22 protein-coding genes and 1 other RNA gene are annotated in these 22,239 nt (G+C 36.6%); 6 read left to right on the forward strand and 17 right to left on the reverse strand.

The features are described from left to right. Positions 1-14: 14 nt before the first annotated feature. Both E3U55_RS01995 and E3U55_RS02000 read right to left on the reverse strand, forming a co-directional pair. Positions 15-1,625, reverse strand: coding sequence for an ABC-F family ATP-binding cassette domain-containing protein (locus E3U55_RS01995; RefSeq protein ID WP_134338655.1), 1,611 nt, complete (start codon positions 1,623-1,625; stop codon positions 15-17). A gap of 79 nt (positions 1,626-1,704) precedes the next feature. Then, positions 1,705-2,838 (reverse strand): zinc-dependent alcohol dehydrogenase, encoded by a 1,134-nt coding sequence (locus tag E3U55_RS02000; RefSeq protein ID WP_134338656.1) that lies wholly within the window; start codon positions 2,836-2,838, stop codon positions 1,705-1,707. A gap of 113 nt (positions 2,839-2,951) precedes the next feature. On the opposite strand from E3U55_RS02000, the gene E3U55_RS02005 reads away from it, so the two are divergent. Continuing rightward, positions 2,952-4,193 (forward strand): MFS transporter, encoded by a 1,242-nt coding sequence (locus E3U55_RS02005; protein WP_228547455.1) that lies wholly within the window; start codon positions 2,952-2,954, stop codon positions 4,191-4,193. 46 nt (positions 4,194-4,239) lie between these two features. On the opposite strand, the gene E3U55_RS02010 is transcribed toward E3U55_RS02005, so the two are convergent. Continuing rightward, positions 4,240-5,208, reverse strand: a complete 969-nt coding sequence (locus E3U55_RS02010) for a cation diffusion facilitator family transporter (RefSeq protein ID WP_134338658.1) — start codon at positions 5,206-5,208, stop codon at positions 4,240-4,242. Between the two features lie 122 nt (positions 5,209-5,330). Between E3U55_RS02010 and E3U55_RS02015 the strand changes: the two genes are divergently transcribed. Next, positions 5,331-6,197, forward strand: coding sequence for a DMT family transporter (locus E3U55_RS02015; RefSeq protein WP_228547445.1), 867 nt, complete (start codon positions 5,331-5,333; stop codon positions 6,195-6,197). A 117-nt stretch (positions 6,198-6,314) separates the two neighbouring features. Here the strand turns inward: E3U55_RS02015 and E3U55_RS02020 are convergent, their stop codons facing one another. The 4 genes from E3U55_RS02020 to E3U55_RS02035 form a co-directional block, all read right to left on the reverse strand. Beyond that, positions 6,315-6,404, reverse strand: a complete 90-nt coding sequence (locus tag E3U55_RS02020) for a YjcZ family sporulation protein (protein WP_134338659.1) — start codon at positions 6,402-6,404, stop codon at positions 6,315-6,317. A 132-nt stretch (positions 6,405-6,536) separates the two neighbouring features. After that, on the reverse strand, positions 6,537-6,629 hold the full coding sequence (locus tag E3U55_RS02025; protein ID WP_134338660.1) for a YjcZ family sporulation protein: 93 nt from the start codon (positions 6,627-6,629) through the stop codon (positions 6,537-6,539). 106 nt (positions 6,630-6,735) lie between these two features. Continuing rightward, positions 6,736-6,816, reverse strand: coding sequence for a YjcZ family sporulation protein (locus E3U55_RS02030; protein WP_134338845.1), 81 nt, complete (start codon positions 6,814-6,816; stop codon positions 6,736-6,738). A 109-nt stretch (positions 6,817-6,925) separates the two neighbouring features. Further along, positions 6,926-8,134, reverse strand: coding sequence for an MFS transporter (locus E3U55_RS02035; protein ID WP_228547446.1), 1,209 nt, complete (start codon positions 8,132-8,134; stop codon positions 6,926-6,928). Positions 8,135-8,276: 142 nt separating this feature from the next. Here E3U55_RS02035 and E3U55_RS02040 point away from each other — a divergent pair, with 142 nt between their 5' ends. Next, complete coding sequence (locus E3U55_RS02040) at positions 8,277-9,335, forward strand: M42 family metallopeptidase (protein ID WP_134338662.1); 1,059 nt, start codon at positions 8,277-8,279, stop codon at positions 9,333-9,335. A gap of 133 nt (positions 9,336-9,468) precedes the next feature. Continuing rightward, complete coding sequence (locus E3U55_RS02045) at positions 9,469-10,218, forward strand: TspO/MBR family protein (RefSeq protein WP_134338663.1); 750 nt, start codon at positions 9,469-9,471, stop codon at positions 10,216-10,218. A gap of 47 nt (positions 10,219-10,265) precedes the next feature. Here the strand turns inward: E3U55_RS02045 and E3U55_RS02050 are convergent, their stop codons facing one another. After that, positions 10,266-10,421, reverse strand: coding sequence for a DUF1540 domain-containing protein (locus E3U55_RS02050; RefSeq protein ID WP_134338664.1), 156 nt, complete (start codon positions 10,419-10,421; stop codon positions 10,266-10,268). Between the two features lie 159 nt (positions 10,422-10,580). On the opposite strand from E3U55_RS02050, the gene E3U55_RS02055 reads away from it, so the two are divergent. Then, entirely contained in the window at positions 10,581-10,979 is a 399-nt protein-coding gene (locus E3U55_RS02055; protein WP_134338665.1) for an LAGLIDADG family homing endonuclease, read from the forward strand. Positions 10,980-11,623: 644 nt separating this feature from the next. Here E3U55_RS02055 and ssrA read toward each other — a convergent pair. Together ssrA and smpB are read right to left on the reverse strand one after the other, a co-directional pair. Continuing rightward, positions 11,624-11,983, reverse strand: a transfer-messenger RNA (tmRNA) gene (ssrA, locus tag E3U55_RS02060). A 74-nt stretch (positions 11,984-12,057) separates the two neighbouring features. Next, on the reverse strand, positions 12,058-12,519 hold the full coding sequence (gene smpB / locus E3U55_RS02065) for an SsrA-binding protein SmpB (RefSeq protein WP_134338666.1): 462 nt from the start codon (positions 12,517-12,519) through the stop codon (positions 12,058-12,060). A 135-nt stretch (positions 12,520-12,654) separates the two neighbouring features. On the opposite strand from smpB, the gene E3U55_RS02070 reads away from it, so the two are divergent. Continuing rightward, a complete protein-coding gene (locus tag E3U55_RS02070; RefSeq protein WP_134338667.1) occupies positions 12,655-13,518 on the forward strand; it encodes a GNAT family N-acetyltransferase in 864 nt (287 codons plus the stop codon). Between the two features lie 89 nt (positions 13,519-13,607). Here E3U55_RS02070 and rnr read toward each other — a convergent pair whose 3' ends face one another. The 7 genes from rnr to tpiA form a co-directional block, all read right to left on the reverse strand. Further along, entirely contained in the window at positions 13,608-15,815 is a 2,208-nt protein-coding gene (rnr, locus tag E3U55_RS02075; protein ID WP_134338668.1) for a ribonuclease R, read from the reverse strand. Positions 15,816-15,837: 22 nt separating this feature from the next. After that, entirely contained in the window at positions 15,838-16,584 is a 747-nt protein-coding gene (locus E3U55_RS02080) for an alpha/beta hydrolase (RefSeq protein ID WP_134338669.1), read from the reverse strand. A 131-nt stretch (positions 16,585-16,715) separates the two neighbouring features. Further along, the gene (gene secG, locus E3U55_RS02085) at positions 16,716-16,949 is read right to left on the reverse strand and encodes a preprotein translocase subunit SecG (protein ID WP_134338670.1); all 234 of its coding nucleotides are present in this window, start codon (positions 16,947-16,949) and stop codon (positions 16,716-16,718) included. Positions 16,950-17,178: 229 nt separating this feature from the next. Further along, positions 17,179-18,426 (reverse strand): dicarboxylate/amino acid:cation symporter, encoded by a 1,248-nt coding sequence (locus E3U55_RS02090; RefSeq protein WP_134338671.1) that lies wholly within the window; start codon positions 18,424-18,426, stop codon positions 17,179-17,181. A gap of 196 nt (positions 18,427-18,622) precedes the next feature. Then, positions 18,623-19,906, reverse strand: a complete 1,284-nt coding sequence (gene eno / locus E3U55_RS02095; protein WP_134338672.1) for a phosphopyruvate hydratase — start codon at positions 19,904-19,906, stop codon at positions 18,623-18,625. A 28-nt stretch (positions 19,907-19,934) separates the two neighbouring features. Then, positions 19,935-21,470 carry a 2,3-bisphosphoglycerate-independent phosphoglycerate mutase gene (gene gpmI, locus E3U55_RS02100; protein WP_134338673.1) on the reverse strand — a complete coding sequence of 512 codons (1,536 nt, stop codon included), beginning with the start codon at positions 21,468-21,470 and terminating at the stop codon, positions 19,935-19,937. Next, a complete protein-coding gene (tpiA, locus tag E3U55_RS02105) occupies positions 21,460-22,224 on the reverse strand; it encodes a triose-phosphate isomerase (protein WP_134338674.1) in 765 nt (254 codons plus the stop codon). Before tpiA ends, gpmI begins: the two co-directional genes overlap by 11 nt. Between the last annotated feature and the right edge of the window lie 15 nt (positions 22,225-22,239).

Consider the following 22,239-nt stretch of genomic DNA (forward strand, 5'->3'; position numbering starts at 1 on the left):
CAGTTTGACTTAGGTTATATTGTTGGTTGTGTCTTAATTTTCTTCACATCATCAAGATATTCTTCATAAGTCATAGACTTATCAATAATACCTTCATCTTTAATCTCGATGATACGATTTGCAATCGTTTGAATGAATTGATGGTCGTGTGAACTAAAGATCACTGACCCCTTAAATTTAATTAAACCATTGTTAAGTGATTGAATTGACTCCAAGTCTAAGTGGTTTGTAGGATCATCAAGAACTAACACGTTCGCATTACTTAACATCATACGAGATAACATGCAACGTACTTTTTCTCCACCAGATAAAACACTTGCTTTCTTAAATACATCATCACCTGAAAATAACATACGACCTAAGAAACTACGTAAAAATGTCTCTGTCTCATCTTCTGGTGAATATTGACGTAACCAATCAATTAAGTTTTTATCAGACCCTTCAAAGAACTCAGAGTTGTCTTTAGGGAAATAGGACTGAGATGTCGTTACTCCCCATTTGTAAGTTCCTTCATCTGGCTCGATTTCACCCATGATGATTTTCATAAATGTTGTAACAGCTAAATCATCACCGAGTAGTGCAATTTTATCGTCCTTCTCCATACGGAAGGTGACGTTATCTAGCACTTTTTTGCCATCAATTGTTTTACTTAATCCTTTTACTTCAAGTAAATCGTTACCGATCTCGCGTTCAGGTGTAAACGCAATGTAAGGATATTTTCTTGAAGATGGTTTAATATCATCTAACTCAATCTTATCAAGCAATTTCTTACGAGAGGTTGCTTGTTTGGATTTGGAAGCATTCGCACTGAAACGGGCAATAAACTCTTTCAGTTCTTTAACCTTTTCCTCTTTTTTCTTGTTTTGCTCTTGTGACATCTTAAGAGCTAATTGGCTTGATTCATACCAGAAATCATAGTTACCAACATAAAGCGTAATTTTCTCAAAGTCCAAGTCGGCAATGTGCGTACACACGTTGTTTAAGAAATTACGGTCGTGTGAAACAACAATGACCGTGTTTTCAAAGTTAATTAAAAACTCTTCTAACCAACGAATCGCTTGAATGTCTAAACCGTTTGTCGGCTCATCTAGAAGTAAAATATCTGGGTTACCAAATAACGCTTGAGCTAATAATACTTTTACACGATCAGATTCTGATAGCTCTGACATCTTTTTATCGTGTACAGAGTCATCAACACCAAGACCTCGTAGTAATGTCGCTGCATCACCTTCAGCCTCCCAACCGTTTAATTCAGCAAATTCACCTTCAAGCTCTGCGGCACGCATGCCATCCTCTTCAGTAAATTCACCTTTAGCATATATAGCGTCTTTTTCTTGCATGATTTCATGTAATCTTGTGTGACCCATGACCACAACATCAAGAACCTTTTCATCTTCGTACGCATAGTGGTCCTGTTTTAATACCGCAATACGCTCATCTTTACCTACAGAGACATGACCTTCTTGAGGTTCAATCTCACCTGATAATATTTTTAAGAACGTTGATTTACCAGCACCATTAGCACCAATCAATCCATAACAATTCCCACTTGTAAATTTTATAGAAACATTTTCGAATAGTTTACGACTTGGAAAACGTAAACTAACGTCTGTTGCTTGTAACATAATTAAAATCCTCCACTCAAAAATAAATTCAGCTCAATACATTATAGCACCTAAATGGGGGATTTGACGAACGATAATGTTAAGGTTTTAAAACAACTTTTATACAGTCTTCTTCTCGGTTATTAAAAATTTTATAACCGTGTTCAGCTTTATCTAACGGTAGTTTATGCGTAATGATGTCTGTTGGGTCGATTTCTTTCTTAATCAACATATCGTATAGTTTAGGGATAAACGGAATGACTGGAGCTTGTCCCATCTTAAGAGTTACATTTCTAGAAAAGAATGCGCCAAGTGGAAAGACATTATAATTACTTCCATAGACTCCGGTTAATTGAACTGTCCCTGTCTTTTTTACTGCTTTAGTAGAGATTTGGATTGGACCAAGTGTCCCCCCTTGAAGTTTAAGTTTCTGCTCTACAAACTCAAGAGGTGACTTCTTACCATCCATTCCGACACAGTCAATAACCACGTCAGCACCCCCTTTAGTAATTTCTTTTAGATGCTCACCCATATCTGGATACTTGGTGAATTCATATATTTCAACTTTATTTGTTTTTTTAGCATGATTCATGCGGTAATCTAAATAATCAATCGCTATGACACGTTCAGCGCCTTTTAACCAAGCAAATTTTTGTGCCATTAAGCCAATAGGTCCACACCCCAACACAACAACTGTGTCACCTTTTTTTACTCCAGCATGCTTTACGCTCCAATAAGCTGTAGGTAAAACATCTGATAAAAATAGAAGCTGTTCATCTTCCATTTCATTATCTTTCGGAACAACAAATGGTGTATCATTGCCAAACGGAACTCTTAAATATTCAGCTTGCCCACCAGGGTAATTTCCAAATTTCTCAGTATAACCAAAATAACCTCCCGAGTCATAATGGGGATTAGAGTTGTCACACTGACTGGTTTCTCCCGCTTCACAATATGGACAGTGACCACAGGATACATTAAAAGGGATGATTACCCGGTCACCTTTTTTTACTTTTGTTACCTCAGGCCCAATTTCCTCTACAATCCCCATAGGTTCATGTCCAATAATATAGCCTTTAGGAAGAGGGAAATTCCCCTGATACAAATGTAAATCAGAGCCACAAATTGCTGTTGAAGTAATTCGAACAATAATATCATCTTTCTTTTCTAATCTTGGATCATCTTCTTCAGTTACACCCACGTTATAGGGTGAACGATAAGTGACTGCTTTCACCTAAACCACTCCTGTATTTATTACATTCTAAATTAGTTTCCCTTAAAAATAATTCCTTAATAAAAAAGGTACTTCCTATTTATCCCTTTTATATAATTTCTTGAAATGAGCAAATTAGTAATAAATGTTTTCTTAGGAGTAATAAAATGAACAAACAAGTTGGTTTATGGTGTGTTATATCTATGGCTTCCATACCACTGGTCATGACTTTGGGCAATTCCATGCTCATACCAGTGTTACCTATATTTGAAGATAAACTTAATATCAGCTCTTTTCAGTCTAGTATGATTATTACCAGCTATTCAATTGCCGCTATTTTACTCATACCAATTGCGGGTTATCTATCTGATCGATTTGGCAGGAAAAAGGTAATCATCCCCAGTTTGATTCTTACACTAATTGGAGGATTAATTGCAGGCCTAGCTTCATCCATGACTGACAGCCCTTATTTGTGGATTATATTAGGTCGTATTCTGCAAGGGTTTGGCGCAGCTGGGGCTGCGCCAATTGTTTTGCCTTTAGTTGGGGATTTATATAAGAATGACGATGAGCATGCCAGCTCCTGTTTAGGAATCATAGAAACCTCTAACACATTCGGTAAAGTACTAAGTCCTATAGTTGGGGCTGCGTTTGCGGCAATTGTGTGGTATATTCCGTTTTATGCGATATCAGTATTTAGTCTTATCTCTTTAATATTTGTCCTCTTTTTTATTAAAGTTCCAAGAGATCAAAATCCTCACGATCCACTTAAGATATTCTTAAGTAAAACTAAGGATATTTTTAAACGAGAAGGGAATTGGCTATATGTGGTATTTGGAATTGGCGCATATACGATGCTTGTCTTGTTTGGAATACTGTTTTATTTATCAGATATTCTGGAAAAATCACATGATATTGAAGGTGTCAGGAAGGGAATTATTTTAGCCATTCCTTTACTAGTATTATGCCTGGCTTCATTATTAGCCGGTAAGAATATCAAAGGTGATTTAAATGTCATGCGCTATTTATTAGTGGTTGGAGTCGGTATCCTTTCACTATTTGTACCGTTTGTAGGGTTTCTTGAAGACAATGTGAGAATGTTACTTCTCATAAGTAGTGTAGTTGGGTTATCAATCGGCGCCCTTTTACCAACATTAGATGCCATGATCACAGAGAATATTGAAAAAGATGAACGTGGAACAATTACTTCTTTTTATAGCTCAGCTCGATTTATCGGTGTTGCTTTAGGGCCACCATTAATTTCTATTTTTATGAATGAATATGTTAAGGTAATTTATATATTAGGCGGTTGTTTAGGTGTTTTAATTTTAATACTTACTTTTATTTTTATAAAACCTTCACAACAATCTGTCTGAAGCACGTTTTTTCCGGACTTTTTTACAAAAAATAAGGGCGATAAAATTAATCGCCCTTATTTTCTTCATCTAAATTAAACGACTGTACATCATCAGATTCAATCACACCAAGTGTTGCATCATCTACATCTTTATCTTGCATCAATAACTCAACCACTTCAAATTTAATATCATCCGCATCAGCCAATGCCATGCCCTTTTCTAATTCAATATAACCCTCTACATGATATTGTCTTCCTTCTTGTATCACTCTTAAATTTCTAATATCGACCACTTTAGAGTGACCCAGTATAATCTCAGCTACTCTATGCTCCACTTTTTTAGGTGCAGCGACACCGATTAATCCAACTGTATTCTCATAACCGATTTTAATTGCGATTCCAATTAGTAATAAACCGATTATAATGGTACCAATACCATCGACGATATAATTTCCAGTAAAATGAGCAACAATGACGGCAATGATCGCTACAAAACCACCTAGAGTTGCTACGATGTCTTCATAGAACACGAGACGTGTGGGCGGTGCAGCATATTTGATATTCTCAATAACTGTTTTGAAAAAACCTTTTTCAGATGTATCTTCCTCGGATTCCTGAACAACTTCTTTCATGACTTTAAACAATACCGATCCATCAATTAAAACGGATGCCGATAACACTATGACATTTAGCCAAAAGTTACTGGATTCTTTAGGGTGTTGTATAATTTCCCACCCTTTATGTAACGTTTCGTAAGCCATAATTGAAACAACAATGACCGCAAGTAATACAAATAGGTTCACCACTCGTCCAAAACCAGTTGGAAAGCGTTTGGTTGGTTCTTTTTCTGCTAACGCACTACCAAAATAAACCATACCTTGGTTTATGGCATCTGCAATCGAGTGAATCGTGGTCGCAAACATCGTACCACTTCCACTAATGGCAGCAGCGATCCCTTTAATAGTAGCAATTGCAATGTTTCCTAAAGCCGAAATCCCAGAAGATTTATTCCCTTTTTTCAATAATTCCAGCATATCTCTTCCTACTTTCATAACGCTTATTTATTTAATATGTTTAACTATTTCACAAAAAAAGATACTCCTTTTGCCAAGCACGAACCCATCGCCCAACCATATATTGAGTATAGGTGAATATCATGAAAATTTATGTAGCCTTATTAAGCTTAAGCTTCATTTGGGGCATCGCTTTTATTTTAATCAAAATGACAGTAGACGATACAGGCGTTTGGGGAATGGTTTTTTTAAGGTGCTTTCTTGGCGCACTTACTTTACTCCCATTGTTCCTGATTCGTTTACGTCACTTTGAACGTCCAATTCCTTATAAACAATTGATCATTTTAGGTATATTAAACGCTGGGATTCCTTGGGGTCTACTCGCTTGGAGCGAAACAGTGATCAACAGTAATACAACCTCTGTTATAAATGCTTTGACTCCAATTTTCACAGCACTAATTGGGTATTTATTTTTCAAAAAGAAATTAATTAAAAAGCAATGGTTAGGAATTTTCATTGGATTTTTAGGAATTGTTATTTTAACTGAATTTCAAATCCATCAATTATTAGGAAGTAACTTCATTGGTATTGGTACGATGGTGCTTGCAACGATATTTTACGGTTTTGGCTCGCAGTATTTAAAAAAACATCTTCAAAAACTAGATCTAGTCATTACGATTACAATTTCTCTATTTGTTGCATCAATCGTTGGTTTAACAGTGGGTTTCTTGTTCAATGACTTACCTAACTTTTCGCAGTTTGATGTTCAAACGACACTCGTAGTTTTAATTTTAGGAACTATCGGTTCTGGTGTAGCACACTTTTTACTTTATTATATGATTATAAACGGCACACCTGAATTTGCTGCTACAGTTGCCTATATCATACCAATTACAGCAATTATATCAAGTTATATTGTGTTAAATGAACCGATTACTGCCAACCTATTACTCGGAATGCTGATTATATTTAGTGGCATTTATTTAACCAGTCTTGTTCGGAAAACTTAGCTTATCTCCCAATCCTGTTGGCGAAAGCCTTAGTTTTTATAAACTTTTAACAAGAGTAAAGTTATATAGTGCAACAGAAAAAAAGCACTAGCCCTAAGGCCAGTGCTTCACCTCAATTTAGTACCAAGCAGCACCTACAATAATTAATAGAATAAATAAAACGACAACTAATGCGAAACCGTTGCCGTATCCATATCCTCCTGACATTAGCAATTCCTCCTTTATCCAATTTCATTAACAATATATGTAGTTATAACCTATAGTGATAAGGCGAATGCGGAATTACAAAAAAATTTATTAAAATTAAGCCTTACCGAATATGGTAAGGCTTTTTTTGTATTAGCAATAGAATGCCGCGCCTACAATAACAAGTAGGATAAATAATACGACATATAAAACGAAATCGTTGTTATAACCGCAATTACCTAACATTATCGAAAACTCCCTCCCATTTTCTTTCGGAGATGATCAATTCTATTCACTGTCTAAAATGAAATGGGCCAGAATGAACAACTGTTTCATCTTATTTAATTAAATCCTAGTACCAAGAAGCGCCTACAATAATCAATAAGATGAACAATACGACAATTAGCGCAAAGCCACCACCATAATTACCCATATTACAAGTGCCTCCTTTTCATTAGTTTTAAGAGATTTTTTTCTCTTACTACTCTACTTTTATGACACCTGTGATGAGATTGTATAGACGATTATCTTTAGTCCTCAAATTAAATCTCGTTTGAATTAAACTGTGATTTATTAGCAAACAAATAACATACAAGAACTATGCTTATTATAAACGCTAAAATTGATCCGATTAATGTGACCATTTGTAAGGTGAAAATCTCTGCAACAAATCCTAAAATTAATGTAAAAAGAATCTGAATGGCAGATTGAATCATATTCGCGACACTTCCGATTCTCCCCATAATATCTGTCGGGACATTGTTTTGGAAAAAGGTTGCATACCCAGCATTAGCAAATGCCAAAAAGAACCCTAATATTAAAAAAGCTGTTAAAGCTGAAATAAAATTAAATGATGAATAGAACAAGATATATCCGACTGTTGATAAAAGTATCCCGCCACCTAAGTAGTATCGCAAGTGGACTTTATTCGCTAAGGTCGCAGCTATTAAAGCCCCAATGATAGAACCCACTCCTGTTATACTCACCAAAAATCCATATCCATCATCACTTAAATTTAAATGTTGTTTAATAAACGTAACTTCTTGAGAATCTAAAGCAAATCCAATTAACATTGTGATTTGAAATAATAAATAAACCGTTACAAAAAATCTCGAACTCTTAAAGAACCCGGTCACTACTTTCCAATCATTAATCCATTCTTGAATACCGGTTTGTTTCGATACAGATCCTTTTCCATCTATATTAGGTAATAGAAGGATTAAACCACCACAAATAATGAAAGTTAGCGCATTGATAAAGATGCTTAAGTCCGTTCCATAACTCATAATCAGCACACCAGATAGCGCTGGTCCAATTAAGAAGGCTCCAGAGCTCATCGTTCCTAAAATCGAGTTAAAACGCTGGCGTTTTTCCTGTGGAACTAATCGAGTAATATAGACCTGAGAAGTTGGTCCAAAAAATGAAGCGAACAAACTAATGACAAAAATCATTGAGTATATGCCCCATAAGTTTTCTATAAAAGGAATAGTAAATACCAGTCCTCCTCTGATTATGTCTACAAATACCAACAGCCGCTTCTTATTTACTCGATCGATTACACTTCCTGACCATGTGTTAGTCATAATTGTAGCTATCGGTCTAATGACAAATAGGCCGGCTACCGCAGCCGCAGAACCAGTTAAATCTAATATGTATAAATTAATGGCAACTAAATAAATCCAGTTACCGAGATAAGATATTCCAATCCCTAAAATTAACAGCATCGGAGATTTCCATGTAAACAAGATCATCACCTACCTAATTGTAGTCTAACAGTCCTAGTTTCTGAAATTTATATTTTTTTTGAATATTAAATGAACATGTTGTTTTAAGATGATGTTTTATTCTGATATAGTATTAATAAACTAAATTATATTTGGAGAGGAAGATTCCATGAAAGAACTACTTAAAAATTTAACCTCAATACACGGTCCATGCGGGTTTGAAGAAGATGTGGCCAAATACATAACAAACCGACTTAAAGGTAGTGTCGATTCAATTGAGGTCGATGGTGTAGGTAACCTTATAGTTCGTAAAAAAGGACATCAAGACGGGCCAAACATTGTCGTTCCTGCTCACATGGATGAAATTGGTTTCATTATAAAGAAGATTGAAGAAAATGGGTTGCTTCGCTTCGAAAAATTAGGCGGACATGATGATCGAATTTTACTTTCACAACGTGTTCAAATTAACACGTCAAATGGACTACGTTCAGGGGTCATTGGTACAATCTCAGCACATATGAAGAAATTTGATGACCCTAATAAAGTAAGAACTCATCAACAGTTATATATTGATGTTGGCGCTTCAAACAAACAGGAAGTGATAGACTTTGGCATTAAAGTCGGCGATACAGTGACGTGGCAGCCTCATTTTGATGAATTATCAGAAAGCCGTATTGTAGGTAAAGCCTTTGATGACCGTGCTGGGTGTGCCGTACTAATACAAGCTTTAGAAGATTTAGATTCAAATGAATTTGCAGGTGAAATAATTGGAGTATTCTCTGTTCAAGAAGAAGTTGGACTAAGAGGTGCAAGAGTAGCGGGACATCAACTAGATGCAGACGTATCAATTGCATTAGATACAACGGCTGTTAGTGACACCACAGAAGAAATGATGGATCAAACACTAGCTTTAGGTGCTGGTACAGGCATTAAAGTATTAGATGTGAGTTTGATTGCGAATAAAAAAGTAAGAAATCATTTAGTAGAGCTTGCTGAAGCTAACAACATTAACCACCAATTAGAAGTTTTCCCAGGTATCGGCACAGATGCAGGTGAATTGAGTTTAGCGAAGCATGGCATTCCTACTGGTGTACTTTCAATCCCTTCCAGGTATGCTCACTCATCCATTGAAGTTATTGATATGAATGACCTTGAAGCAACTAAAGATTTGTTAATTAGCTTTATTAAAAATGTGAAAAAAGCTGAAGAGTATAAATTCACGATTTAGTTCTAACGTTTAAGGGAACACCTATGACATATTATGTTGTAGGTGATTTTTTTAATAATCATTACATCTTATAAATGTTCATATATTATATATATAACAGTTTGTACAAGTTCATTAAGGGGAGCCTGGGAATATGAAAAACTCAACTAAGTTGGCAATATATAATGCTATAGCATTATTGTTAGTGATCTTAGTTAACTTTTTATCCAATTACCTACCAATCAATGGGCAGACTACCGGACAAATATCTAGTGAAATTAACGTCTTATTTACACCTGCAGGATATGTATTTAGCATTTGGGGATTGATTTACTTATTGTTAGTGTTTTGGGTAATCGGTTTATTTTATAGCTCTGCTGGCAGGGATATTGCTAATCGAGTTAGTTATTTATTCGTGATCAACGCTTTTCTTAACATCGGTTGGATATTTTTCTTCCATTATGAGTATTTTGCATGGACGCTTTTAATTATGGTTGGGTTACTCTTTAATTTAATTTATATCTATAACATTTTGAATGACCCTAACATCTCACGTATGTGGCAGATTCCTTTTTCGATTTATTTAGGATGGGTTACAATAGCCACGATTTTAAACGTAGGCATTGTACTTAAAACATTTGGCTACCAGCAATATATTTTATATGAACCCCTTTGGACGATCCTCTTGCTGATTATGTCTACACTTTTAGCAATGTGGTTTGCAATAACGAAGAAAGACTTACTTTACCCCCTCGTCTTTGTCTGGGCTTTTATTGGTATAGCTGTTAAACGCATCGCTGAATATCCTGCTATTGGTTATACTGCTATAATCATGACGATTATTTTAGTCGTGTTCATTGTATACACTATATTTAAGAATAAAACGATTAAGATCGTATCTTAAAATAAACGGAAAAAGGGTAACCTAAAGCTCAGGTTACCCTTTATTACTTAATGCAGAGGTTCAAATGTTTTACAGTCAGTCTCTTCACTTTTTTCTGCTTCTTTACCTTTATGACTTACTACATAAATCGCATCAGCCACACATTTATTTCCTTCTTCCCAATACTGACAGTTCTTTACTTCACATAAAACATCTTGTGCCAAAATAACACACCTCCTTGAGAATAGTGTTATCAAAATACTTAACGAAGATACTGGTTATAATTACGAAAAAATTACTAAAAAACAAACGCGAACACTTGTTCTTTTTGTGAGAAACATGTATACTTAATTTATAAAGTATTGAAAGGGGACGTCATAAACATGTTGAAGTCATGGGAAGCAGCTTACCTTGCAGGTATGATTGACGGTGAGGGAACCATTTCATTTAAAAATAGAGACTCTAAAGGGAATCGAAATCCTATAATATCCATAAGTTCTAAAGACTTAAAAATGTTAGTTTACATTCAATCTATTTTGAATGGAAGTTTATCAAGTAAAAAAATCACAATAACTGGTGACTCTACTTACTTATATACACTTGAAATTAACATGAGGGAATCTGTGTATGAAGCAATTAAACAAATTCAACAATTCTTGCATACAGACAAAAAGAAACAAGAAGTTGAAAAAGTATTGAATCAATTCAATCCAAAAATCAGATCGATTTTACCTCCGAAGAAAGCTCAGGGGGAAGAAATCATTTTGAAAAAAGCTTATTAAACAGTTTGTAATTACTCATAAAAGTCTTTTGAAGTAAATAGTAAATGAGCTACTTCCTTAAAAAAGGGGTAGCTCATTTACTTTATTTCACCTTCTAACCAAGCGGATAGGTTTAGATAACCGGCGGGTTAGATAGTTTGATCATTTTCTGAATTCTATAGTCGCTTATTCTATACAAGCTTATGTAAACTACATACACTATTAATGATTATTCTAATTTGGAGAGTGATATTTATGTCATTTTATAGACGCCCCCATAGAGTCAACCCATTCTTTGGCTTCAGACCACGCAGAAGAGTCAGACCATTCTTTGGGTTTGGACCACGTCGCAGGTTTAGACACCGAAACAGATTTAGAGGACCTTTTCTTTAGATATTTCTATATAAAGTAAGTTTTATAACAACATATTTGAAAGAGAAAAATTTTTAAAAAAAGAACCGAGGGATTAGTTCTGGAATAGCTCAGAAAACCCTCGGTTCTGTAATGTTTATTTAGTAAACGCTATTAAATATTACCTCTATTCACCATAAATAATTTACTTTTTACATACTATAAGCGTATAAATAAACAAACTAAAAAAGCATAAGCTTACAGTTTTCTGCAAACTCATGCTTTAACTTACATTTAATGGTATTATTCCCAATAAATGGAGACGGCGGGAGTCGAACCCGCGTCCAAGGATATCGGCACTCAAGCTTCTACGAGCGTATTCGGTATATTATCATTCACCGACTCTTCAGCCTACCGACAGGCTTCCGAGTGGCTAGTCTGATTAGTCTCTTCTGAAGACCTCAGACGGTGGCCTTCAGCGTAGCCCGCTTAGTTTGAGACCCTTCTATCTGCCACACGGGCGATGGCAGGAAGGATCCTGTAGTATCTGCTTACGCAGCTACAGCGAAATCGTTTTGTTTGCCAGTTATTATAAACTGAATGACGTTTAACGAGTCGTCACCTCGGCTCGCTACTTAAGCTCGACCTATCCCTGTCGAATCCGGAACGTCCCCGGATAAATAACAACTATTCGTTTGTATTACTTATTATAACACGCGTTGTTGCGAATGAAAATGGAAATACTTGCTTAGTAATTATCTTTTAATGCGCGTTCCACATCACGTTTCATCGCTTTTTGTTTCAAGTCTTCACGTTTATCATACTTCTTCTTACCTTTACCTAATCCAATCAATACTTTAGCCACACCGTTTTTAATATATATTTTTAACGGAACTAAAGAATAGCCTTTCTGTTGCGTTTGGCCAATCAGTTTATTGATTTCTTTTTTATGAAGTAACAGTTTTCTTGCACGTGTTGGTTCATGATTGAACTGATTACCTTGCTCATAAGGCGATATATGCAAATTGTGAATATAAGCTTCCCCTTTTGATATTCGGGCAAAAGAATCCTTTAAGTTTACACGGGCAGCACGAATGGATTTAATCTCTGTTCCTTTTAGCACCATTCCCGCTTCATACGTTTCTTCTATAAAAAAGTCATGACTTGCTTTACGATTAGTCGCAATGGCATTCGAACCTTTTTTCGCCATTTCTCTTCCTCCTCACTGCATAACGTTATTTTACCAAAAAGATTGAACGTTTAAAACTAATCACTTTAATAGACATTAAGAAATATTTTATGGCACTATAATTAATTAGAGTACATATAAAAAGGGGAGCCTTCTATGATTGATACTATTCAAATTCGTCCTTTAACTATAGATGATTATGACATCTTAAAAGATATGCATACGGGTATTGAAGATGATTATGTTGTTCGTATTTTTGAACGTTTAGTCACAAGTGAAGAGCACAAGATTTTCGGTTTGTTTGATGACGGGCAACTTGTTTCTGTGTCAGGCTATACGATTTTTGCCGACCATTATGCCATGCTTGGTCGTTGGAGAAGTGATTTACGTTACCAAGGCAAAGGCTATGCAACAAAAATCGTTCAATATATCATGGATGAATTAAAGCAGAATGAACAAATTAAGTGGATTGGGGCTAATACTCAGAGAACTAATTTCCCGGCGTTAAGAGTATTGGAAAAATTGAAGCTTCCTATGCTGAAAGCTCTCCACGCCTCTACCTTAATTGATTCTAACAACCTAAACTATGCTTCTGGTGAGAAATGGGAAGCTGTTACCTCGTTAGAAGAGAAACGCTCTATTGTTCAACAGATCGAAAATGATCCAGATGTTATTTTCCCTTACCAATGTTATTACCCATTCCCAGCTTCCCCTACGCTTTTCAAGGATGAAGAAATAAAAGATTGGTATTTCTTTAGGAATCCTGAAAATAACCGTTTTGTGATTATGAATTTTGACCAAAAAAAATATAGTTACATGCATGTCATTTATCTATGGGATGATGTATTTGAACAACCTGGGTTATGGGAAACGATTTTAGAAACTTATAAAGAGTTTCAACAGAATTATGGAGATGACACTAAAATTTGGATTGATCTGACTGATGAATCAAGACAGAAGACTAATGAAGACGCTTTTGAATTTCAAGATGCTTGGATTTTACATGGCAAGTGGAAATAGTCAATTACGCGTAAACAGAATATTTTACGCATAAAAGCCCCAACAAACATATCAAACGCCACAACCCTATTAGGGTTATGGCGTTATTTTTATTTCTTCTTTGGTTTCTTATTTAATTTTTTTGCTTTAAGAACTTTTTTCGTTTCTTGCTCATTATCTTCCTCTTGTGAATCCATGTCGGCAATTTCAAAGTCAATGACGCGCTCTTCAATATTTGTACCAATTACGCGCACTCGAACTTCATCACCGATTCGGTAAACGTGACCTGTGCGTTCACCAATCATGGCATGATGTTTATCGTCATAATGGTAGTAATCATCCGTTAGGTGACTGACATGGACTAAACCTTCAATCGTATTCGGTAATTCAACGAACATTCCGAAGTTGGTGATTGAACTGATGATTCCGTCAAATTCTTCACCAATTTTATTACTCATAAACTGGGCTTTTTTCAGATCATCTGTTTCACGTTCCGCATCGATCGAGCGGCGCTCCATTTCAGATGTATGTCGTCCAATATCAGGGAGTTTACTGTCCCAACGTTTTTGTGTTTCTTCACTAATATCACTTTCGATTAAATACGTTCGAATCAAACGGTGAACGATTAAATCTGGGTAACGACGTATTGGTGACGTAAAGTGTGTATAGAACTTCGTTGCCAATCCAAAGTGCCCAACACTCTCAGGTGCATATCGTGCTTTTTGCATCGAACGAAGCATAAGCTTCGATACAATTAAGTCCTCTTTACTGCCACGAATTTCTTCTAACACGCCTTGTAATGCTTTAGGATGAACATCGTCTAGCGTTCCTTTAATTTGATAACCTAAGTTAGCAATAAACTCAAAGAACGTTTGAAGTTTTGCAGGGTCTGGGTCTTCGTGAATACGGTGAATAAATGGTACGTCCATCCAATGGAAATGTTGCGCCACTGTTTCGTTGGCAGCTAACATAAAGTCCTCAATGATGCGCTCTGCTTCTCCGCGCTCACGTAGCACAACATCAGTCGGCTCCCCTTGATCATCAACGAGTACTTCCGCTTCCTTAAAATCAAAATCAATCGCACCACGAGCCATACGTTTCTTTCTTAAGATGTTAGCTAATTCCTTCATGTCATGAAACATTGGAACAAGTGGCTCGTATCGTTTATTTAGTTCTTCATCGTCATTCAAAATTGCATTAACATCCACATACGTCATACGTTCTGTCGTATTAATCACAGCTGGGAAAATCTCATGACTTACCACATCACCACTTGAGTCGATTTCCATTTCACAACTTAATGTTAAGCGGTCAACTTGTGGATTTAATGAACAGATACCATTTGATAAACGGTGCGGAATCATAGGTACAACTCGGTCTGTTAAATAAGTACTTGTACTACGTTCAAACGCTTCTTTATCAATCGGTGAACCTTCTTTTACATAATATGAAACATCGGCAATATAAACGCCTAATAAATAGTTGCCGTTGTCTAATTTTACAACTCGAACAGCATCATCCAAATCTTTCGCATCTGCACCATCAATCGTAACGATCTGTTCTTTTCGTAAATCACGACGGCCTTCAATTTCTTTTGGATCAATTTCATCTGGAACGTCATTGGCTTGTTGTAGAGTTTCGGGATCAAATTCCGCTTTAATACCATGCTTATGAATAATCGATAATATGTCAATGCCTGGGTCATTTTTATGCCCTAAAATATTAATAACTTGTCCTTCAGCACTCTTACGGCCTTCAGGGTATTCAGTAATTTCAACAATTACTTTATGACCATCTACTGCGCCACCTGAATTCCCTTCACGAATAAAGATATCATTCGGAATTCGTTTATCATCCGCAATAACAAAACCAAAGCGGCCATTGTCTTGGTAAGTTCCTACAACCGGGGCATTATTTCTCTCGACAATTCTTACAACAGTTCCCTCAGGGCGATTCCCTGCAACTGAGTCTGTTTCGATACGAACTAAGACTGTATCTCCATTCATCGCAGTCATTAAATCCGATTGATGGATATAGATATCATTCTGCTCTTCATCATCAGGTATTAAAAATGCGAACCCTTTTGAATGCATTTGTATTCGACCACGAATCAGATTCATTTTTTCAGGTAAACCGTAACGGTTCTTTCTGTTTCTAACTAGCATACCTTCATTTTCTAATTCATTTAATGATTTCATTAAAACAGAAACTTCATCACTTTCATTCATCTCAAATTCTTCTTGTAAATCCCTAACCTTCATCGGTCGAGTTGCTTCTTCATTAAAAAATTTCATTAACTGTTGCTTAAGTTCTTCCATTATTATCGTCACCTCATTTCTACTATTTCGACCAATCCAAGCTTTCTAAAAAGTTGTATACATCTTCATGTACCTTCTCTTTGTAGTCACTTAGAGTAATAACATGTGGAGCACCTTCATACCATTTGATGTCTTTTTCATCTGCTTCTACATTGTCATAGATGTAATTGGCACTATCCTTATTAATCATCTCATCTTCTTCGGCTTGTAAAACAAGTGTTGGTGCATAAATATGATCTACTTGATCATGAACTTCCTTAATTAAATCACTTAATGTTTCGAAAGTTTCTTCAGAATTTTCCATGATGTCATCAATCTCTTGTTTAATTTGGTCTTCTTCTTTCTTTTCTAATTGCTTATATTCTTTGGCAAATTGACGAAAACCTTGCGTTAATTCCTCAACATTATCAAAAAACATTGGCGAACAAATCGGCACAACACCTTTGACCGGCTTTTCATAGGCTAACCGTAATGCTAAAACACCGCCTAAGGATAGACCTGCGACTGCAATTTCGTCATATCCTTTATCTTTTAGATGATTATAGCCATCTAAAGCATCCTTCCACCAATCTTTCGCATTAGATTTAACTAACTCTTCTGGTGGTTCGCCATGTCCTTTATAGATAGGAGCATGTGATGTGTAGCCCTTTTTTTCTAAATAACGCCCTAGCATACGAACGTCTGCAGAATGTCCTGTGAATCCATGTAATAGTAGTACTGCTCGGTCCCCTGCTTCAAATGTAAATGGTTGTGGTTGTTTAATTTGCATTTTTATCTCCTTCCAGAACACTTCTAAAATTAATTTTTCCCTGTTTTATGTATTACTAATCATTTCCACTGCAATTTCACATAAAAAAACAGTAAGTTTATCACTTACTGTTTTAACAGCTAATTTATATCTTACTGAAGAATGTAACCTAATAAAAACGTAATAACCATAAAAGCAATACCAAAGATAATTGTTAGACGGTGTAATACGCCATCAATTCCTCGTGCTTTTTGTTTACCAAATAGTTGCTCAGCACCACCTGAAATCGCTCCAGATAATCCTGCACTTTTACCTGCTTGTAGTAAAACTACTGTAATTAATCCAATTGTAACGATAAATAATAGCGTCACTAAAACTCCATACATAGTTCATTGACCTCCTAGTTCATACGCACAAATCCATAACAATAATGTAGCATAATTTGGGGTGTTTGCGCAAGGTTATTTTCACTTATAAATGAATTAGTGGCCAATACTAAAAATTTAGTGGCCGATAATCGTGATTAGTGTTCGATTCCAGTAAAGTAGTGGCCGATTAATCCGATTAGTGGCCAATAATTTAAAAAGAAAAGCCACCTCAAAAGGCGGCTTTTACTTAAGCTTCATTTTTAACTGAAGGTTTCTCCATATCAATGTCTTTCTCTGTTTCCGAAATAAATAATGCACAAGCGGCATCACCCGTAATGTTGACTGCAGTTCTTGTCATATCAAGTAAACGGTCAACCCCTAGAATTAAACCAATAGCTTCAACAGGTAATCCAACTTGATCTAGAACCATTGCTAACATAATCAATCCGACTCCTGGTACACCTGCTGTACCAATAGAAGCTAGAATTGCAATGATTACCACCATCATAATTTCTGAGAAACTCAAGTTAGTGGTTGTTACTTGTGCGATGAAAACCGTCGCAACACCTTGCATTATAGCGGTACCATCCATGTTAATGGTCGCACCTAGTGGTTGTACAAAACTACTTACAGACTTCTTAACACCTAAGCGATCTTGAGCTGTTCTCATACTGACAGGTAGTGTTGCTCCACTACTAGCAGTACCAAAGGCCACACTCATCGCTGGTACGAAGTTTTTGAAGAACCACATCGGACTCTTCTTAGCAAGAAATTTCACAACTGCACTATATGTGATTAAAGCGTGTAGTAATAAAGCAGCGAGTACAACAAAGAAGTAAGCTGCCATGGATGCAATCGCATCAAGGCCAGCTCCACCTACCGCTGATGCAATTAAACCAAAAGCACCGACTGGAGCCGTATACATGATAACCATAATTAAATACATCACAAGTTCGTTTGCTTGTTCAAATAGTTTAAAAATACGGTCTGTTTTCTTACCCAATATGGTTAGGCCAAAACCGATGAAAATAGCGAAGAAGATAATCTGTAACATTTCTCCACTACTCATAGCGTCTAATGGATTAGTTGGAATAATATTCACAATCGTATCAACAACAGAAGGAGCTTTTTCACTTTCAAAACCTTCTTCCTGCTGATCTAACAATCCAGGTTCACCTGGTTGGAAAATAAATGCTAAAGCCATTGCGATTGAAATCGCTACCGCAGTTGATGCTAAGAAAAATCCAATCGTCTTACCACCAATTCGGCCAAGTTTTTTAGGATCACCTAAGTTAGCTGTTCCTAACACAATTGAAATAAACACAATTGGAACAACCATCATTTGAATGAGTCGTAAAAAGATATCTCCTAATGGAGAGAAGAAATATTTGTCTACTGTTGGGAACAGGTCTGGAGTCCATATATTCATGCCTAAACCAACTACTATACCGAGAGCTAATGCTATAAGTATTGATTTAGTTAAATTCTTTATCATATGTTTTTACCTCCTTTTTTGCTATATGTAATGGTAATTAATTTTATAATATTTGTCCAATTTGTAACAGGCACTAAATTGCTATTTTTTCTACTTTATAAATTGCAAAATCCCATTTTAATAGGAATTTTATGTTGGAAATCTAGGTAAAACTTACCTAAAAAATCCCCTACCCTATTAGGTAGGGGTTAATAGTTTATCTCAAGTTATAAAATGCAGATTGACCAGCATAAACACCTGCTGTTCCTAAGTAATCTTCAATTCTTAATAATTGATTATACTTAGCTACACGATCTGTTCTGGATGGTGCACCTGTTTTAATCTGACCAGCATTTGTTGCTACTGCAATATCAGCAATCGTTGCATCCTCTGTTTCACCTGAACGGTGGGAAATGACTGCAGTGTAACCAGCTTTCTTAGCCATTTCAATTGCTTGGAACGTCTCTGTTAACGTACCAATTTGGTTAACTTTAACTAAGATTGAGTTACCGATGCCCTTTTCAATACCTTCGTATAGTTTCTTAGTATTTGTAACGAATAGGTCGTCACCTACTAACTGTACACGGTCGCCAATACGATCAGTTAATAATTTAAAACCATCCCAGTCGTTCTCATCTAAGCCGTCTTCAATCGAAATAATTGGGAATTTATTAACCATTTCTTCGTACCAGTCAACCATCTCTTCAGCTGAACGAGTCACACCTTCACCTTTGAGGTTGTATTTACCGTTATCATAGATTTCAGAAGCTGCCACATCCATCGCCAGCTTCACTTCTTCACCTGGTTTGTAACCAGCTTTTTCAATTGCTTCTACAATCGTTTCAAGTGCTTCTTCGTTAGATTTTAAGTTTGGAGCGAAACCACCTTCGTCACCTACTGCTGTGTTGTAGCCTTTATCCTTAAGGACTTTCTTTAATGCGTGGAAAATTTCTGCGCCTTGACGAAGTGCTTCTTTGAACGTCGGAGCACCTACTGGCATAACCATAAATTCCTGAATATCTACATTGTTATCCGCATGCTCACCACCATTTAAGATGTTCATCATTGGTGTTGGTAACGTTGTAGAGTTGAAACCACCCAAATACTGATATAACGGTAATCCGAGATAATCAGCCGCAGCATGAGCCGCAGCCATTGATACACCTAAAATCGCATTAGCACCTAGCTTAGCCTTGTTTTCTGTACCGTCTAATTCGATTAGCTGCTGATCAATTAAAATTTGATCCGTAACACTAAAACCAACTAATTCAGGTGCAATAATGTCATTTACGTTTTTAACCGCCTGCTCAACACCTTTACCTAGGTAACGGCCTTTGTCACCATCGCGTAATTCAACCGCTTCATATTCACCAGTCGAAGCTCCACTTGGGACTAAAGCTGAACCATACGCACCTGATTCAGTTTGAACCTCAACTTCTACAGTAGGATTACCTCTTGAATCTAATACTTCTCTAGCATAAACATCAACAATAAATGGCATGTTACGTCTCTCCTTTAAACTATATTATTTATTTAATTAGTGATTGGCCGGTCATTTCTTCGGGTTGGTCAACATTTAATAATTGTAAAACTGTAGGAGCTAAGTCCCCTAGAATTCCATCATCTCTTAAATTAATTCCTTCTTTAGTCACGACAACAGGTACAGGGTTAGTTGTATGAGCAGTCATCGGTGACCCATCTTCATTTAACACTTGATCCGCATTCCCATGGTCTGCCGTAATTACAGCATGACCACCCATATCAAGAATTTGATCGACAATTTTTCCTAAACACTCATCAACAGCTTCAATTGCTTTAACTGTCGGTTCAACTTTTCCTGAATGACCTACCATGTCAGGGTTAGCGAAGTTTAGAATGATTAAATTTGGAGGATCCTGATCAAGCGTATTCATCAATGCATCGGTTACTTCATAAGCACTCATTTCAGGCTTCAAGTCATATGTTGCCACTTTTGGTGAATCAATTAAAATCCGTTTTTCTCCCTCAAATTCCTGATCCAGCCCACCACTCATAAAGTAAGTCACATGTGGATACTTTTCCGTTTCCGCAATTCGTAGCTGCTTCATTCCTTTATTTGATACCACTTCGCCGATCGTATTTTGTGGCATGTTTGGTGGGTAAGCAATATCCACGTTTAACTCTTCACTATACTGAGTCATCGTTACCATTCTTAAGTTATCAATCGCTTCATAGTCATTTTCAAACACATCTAAACGATTGTTAGCAAACACATCTGTTAATTGTAAAGCACGGTCTGGCCTGAAGTTGGCAAAAATAATCGCATCGCCATCACTCACTTTACCTACAGGTTCACCGTTTTCATCGACCATGACAAACGGCTCGACAAACTCATCAACCACTTCCTGGTCATAAGACTGTTCAACCGTTTTGGTCGCATCAGTTGAAGTTGGACCATCACCTAAGCGAATCGCACGAAATGCTTTTTCAACACGCTCCCAGCGATTGTCGCGGTCCATAGCATAATAACGACCTGAAACTGATGCCAGTTCACCCACACCAAGTTCAGCCATCTTATCTTCTAACTCTTTTAAGTAAGTGATCGCTGTTTTAGGACCTACATCACGTCCATCTAAAAACGCATGAACATAAACATCTTCTATCTGTTGTTGATTCGCCATTTCAAGCAAGGCATAAATATGCTCGTTATGACTATGAACCCCACCATCTGATAAAAGACCAAAAATGTGAAGTGCTCCATGAGTTTCCTTCACATGTTGTGATGCATTAACAAACGCTTCATTCTGGTGAAACTCTTTTTCTTTAATGGATAAATTAATTCGAGTTAAGTTCTGATAAACCACACGGCCTGCACCAATGTTCAAATGCCCAACTTCTGAATTTCCCATTTGGTCTTGAGGTAACCCTACCGCTTCACCATAGGCTTTAAGTGTTGAATGAGGGAATGTGTTCCAATAACGATCAAAATTTGGTGTATTGGCTTGTTTAACCGCATTTCCGTATTCTTCATCGCGAAGCGCGAATCCGTCCAGTATAATCAGTGCTGCCAATGGATTAGCGGGCATTCTTACCAGCCTCCACTAACTTCATAAATGAATCTTCTTTCATACTTGCACCGCCAACTAATGCTCCATCAATATCAGTCATGCTTAGTAGTTCTTCAATGTTCTCTGGCTTAACACTTCCGCCGTACTGAATGCGCACAGCTTCAGCTACTTCCTCACCGAATTGATCTTTGACCACATTTCTAATATGCGCACAAACTTCATTAGCCTGTTCACTAGTGGCTGTTTTTCCTGTACCAATCGCCCAAATCGGTTCATAAGCTAACACAACTTGCTTAGCTTGTTCGTTTGTTAAACCGTCTAACGCTTGTCTGACTTGGCTTTCAACAAACGTCATCGTTTGATCAGCTTCACGTTGTTCAAGTGATTCTCCGACACATACGATTGGTAATAAGTCATGTTCAAACGCTGCCTTCGTTTTCTTATTTACGGACTCATCTGTTTCATTAAAATATTGACGTCGCTCTGAGTGACCTATAATCACGTAATCGACAAGTAAGTCTTCAAGCATTTTAGGACTTACTTCACCCGTAAATGCTCCGCTTTCTTCATAATGCATGTTTTGTGCACCAATTTTTATATGAAATTCTCTTGCCGCTTCAGATATAAAAGGAATATGCACAAATGGTGCACAAATCACTGTTTCAACCTCTTCATCTGATGGCACGCTTTCTCGAATGTCAACAACAAAACGTGCTCCTTCAGCGACTAGTTTATTCATTTTCCAGTTTCCTGCAATAATTGGTTTACGCATAATTTCACCTCGTCT

Source organism: Filobacillus milosensis, assembly GCF_004402015.1.
Taxonomy (GTDB): Bacteria; Bacillota; Bacilli; order Bacillales; family Alkalibacillaceae; genus Filobacillus; species Filobacillus milosensis.